The 2,366-nt window shown below is 70.5% G+C and carries 3 protein-coding genes and 1 pseudogene; all 4 read right to left on the minus strand.

Annotation, left to right across the window (positions count from 1 at the left end; translation table 11 throughout):
* Positions 1-220, minus strand: a pseudogene (locus tag GUY60_RS36865) (hypothetical protein); the annotation flags it as partial.
* A gap of 72 nt (positions 221-292) precedes the next feature.
* Positions 293-997 (minus strand): DUF5063 domain-containing protein, encoded by a 705-nt coding sequence (locus tag GUY60_RS36870; RefSeq protein ID WP_161705865.1) that lies wholly within the window; start codon positions 995-997, stop codon positions 293-295.
* The gene (recR, locus tag GUY60_RS36875; protein WP_161705866.1) at positions 990-1,589 is read right to left on the minus strand and encodes a recombination mediator RecR; all 600 of its coding nucleotides are present in this window, start codon (positions 1,587-1,589) and stop codon (positions 990-992) included. The genes GUY60_RS36870 and recR overlap by 8 nt, the downstream gene beginning before the upstream one ends.
* A 115-nt stretch (positions 1,590-1,704) precedes the next feature.
* Positions 1,705-2,046 (minus strand): YbaB/EbfC family nucleoid-associated protein, encoded by a 342-nt coding sequence (locus GUY60_RS36880; protein WP_161705867.1) that lies wholly within the window; start codon positions 2,044-2,046, stop codon positions 1,705-1,707.
* Between the last annotated feature and the right edge of the window lie 320 nt (positions 2,047-2,366).

Genomic DNA, 2,366 nt, shown 5'->3' on the forward strand with positions numbered 1-2,366 from the left:
GGGCGGGGCGGCCGCTGCGGATCGGGGCCGGGCCCCAGATCCGCTTGCCGTCGCGGGTCAGCCACAGCTTCTGCGTCTCGAGGCTGATGCAGACGACCCGGCCTTGCGCCTTCGGGCAGCCGGGCGCTACCGGCGCGGCCGCCGCCTCCGGGGGAGCCGGGAGCAGCAGGGCACAGACGACGGCGAGGGCGGCCGATGCGGCCGTCGGGGAGATACGCACGGGCAGTGCATGCCACCCGGAGCGCGGCCGGGACCGGGAGCGGGGGAACATTCCCCCGCCCGACGTACGAACTCACTGGCCGGGGGCCAGGCCCAGCGGTCCGGCGATCTCCTCGGCCATGACCTTGCCCGCCGCCTCGGCGAGCTCGTCCTCCTCGCCGAGTTCCTGGTCGGTGTCCAGGCCGTCCAGCTCCGGCAGCGGCTGGTCGAGGCGGACATGGGCGACCAGGGACTGCAGGGCGCGCAGCGAAGCGGACGCCGTGGAGCCCCAGTTGGAGAAGTACGAGAACTGCCACCACCACAGGGCCTCGACCGTGCGGCCCGCGCGGTAGTGCGCGAGGCCGTGGCGCAGGTCGGTGACGACATCCGCGAGGTCGTCGGAGATCCGGCAGGCGACCGGGGCCTTACGGGGTTCGTACGGGTCGAAGACCTCGGAGTAGACGTCGACCGGTTCGAGCAGCTCGGCGAGACGCTGGCGGAGGTCGTCGACATCGGGCTCGGGGCCGAGGTCCGGTTCGTACCGCTCGTCCGGGACGATGTCCTCGTGGGCGCCCAAGCGGCCGCCCGCGAGCAGCAGTTGGGACACCTCCAGGAGGAGGTACGGCACGACGGAGCCCGGCTCGTCACCCTTGGCGACCTCGGTCACCGTGAGGATGAAGCTCTCGATCTGGTCGGCGATCTGCACCGCGAAGTCGTCGGGGTCCTGCGGCGTCAAGGCGGGAGCGGCGGTCGGCGCGCTCTCCTCCGTACCGTTCTTGAGCTGCGTGGCGTCAGACATCGAGCAGTCGTCTCCCTTCGAAGGCGCGGCCCAGGGTGACCTCGTCCGCGTACTCCAGGTCTCCCCCGACGGGGAGGCCGCTGGCCAGTCGGGTGACCTTCAGGCCCATCGGCTTGATCATGCGGGCGAGGTAGGTCGCGGTGGCCTCGCCCTCCAGGTTGGGGTCGGTGGCCAGGATGAGCTCGGTGACGGTGCCGTCGGCGAGCCGGGCGAGCAGCTCCCTTATCCGCAGGTCGTCCGGGCCGACGCCCTCGATGGGGCTGATCGCCCCGCCCAGGACGTGGTACCGGCCGCGGAACTCACGGGTGCGCTCGATGGCGACGACGTCCTTGGGCTCCTCGACGACGCAGATGACCGCCGGGTCGCGCCGCTGGTCGCGGCAGACGGCACACCGCTCCTCCTGTGCCACGTTCCCGCAGACGGCACAGAAGCGGACCTTCTCCTTCACTTCGAGGAGGGCGTGCGCCAGGCGGCGCACATCGGTCGGCTCCGCCTGGAGGATGTGGAAGGCGATCCGCTGCGCGCTCTTGGGACCGACGCCGGGCAGCCTGCCCAACTCGTCGATGAGGTCCTGGACCACGCCTTCGTACAACGGACTGCCTTCCTGGTTCTCTGCTGTTTTCGCTTGCTGCGTACGGTAGTTGGTGGACCGGGGGCTCAGGTAGAGCCGAGCCCGGTGTCACCCGTCCGTGACGGCGCAGCTCCGGCTAGAAGGGCAGGCCGGGGATGCCGCCACCGCCGAGCCCCTGGGCGAGCGGGCCGAGCTTCTGCTGCTGGAGCGCCTGCGCGTTCTCGTTGGCCGCCTGCACCGCGGCGAGGATCAGGTCGGAGAGCGTCTCCGTGTCCTCCGGGTCCACCGCCTTGGGGTCGATGACCAGGCCGCGCAGCTCGCCCGAGCCGTTGACCGTGGCCTTCACCAGGCCACCGCCCGCCTGGCCGTCGACCTCGGTCTGCGCCAGCTCCTCCTGCGCCTTGGCGAGGTCCTGCTGCATCTTCTGGGCCTGCTGCAGCAACTGCTGCATATTGGGCTGGCCACCACCGGGAATCACGATCAGCTCCTGGCTTTCGACTCGTCCGTACGGGCGTACGCGGCGGGGTTTTCCCGCCTGGCACGAGCCTACGTGTTCACGGCACGGAACGCCCCGGCACTCTTTCGAGTGAGCCGAAACGGTGTCCTATACCTGATCAAGGACCACTTCCGGCCGTAAATCCCACCAAAGCTGGCTCATGGCCACCCATTGGGCGGTAGTAAGGGTGCTTGCACATCAGTCACACCCGTCCCGGGGAGGGGCGGCACGGACCGTGCGAGTCGAGGGAGTGCCGGGTGAGCCAGCCGGAGATGCAGCCCGACGTGCCGCGCCCGGACGGG

The organism is Streptomyces boluensis (genome assembly GCF_009908195.1).
Lineage (GTDB): Bacteria > Actinomycetota > Actinomycetes > Streptomycetales > Streptomycetaceae > Streptomyces > Streptomyces boluensis.

Coding starts and splice junctions, on each gene's coding strand:
- GUY60_RS36870 (WP_161705865.1), bottom strand. CDS start 997: ATGTCTGACGCCACGCAGCTCAAGAACGGTACGGAGGAGAGCGCGCCG.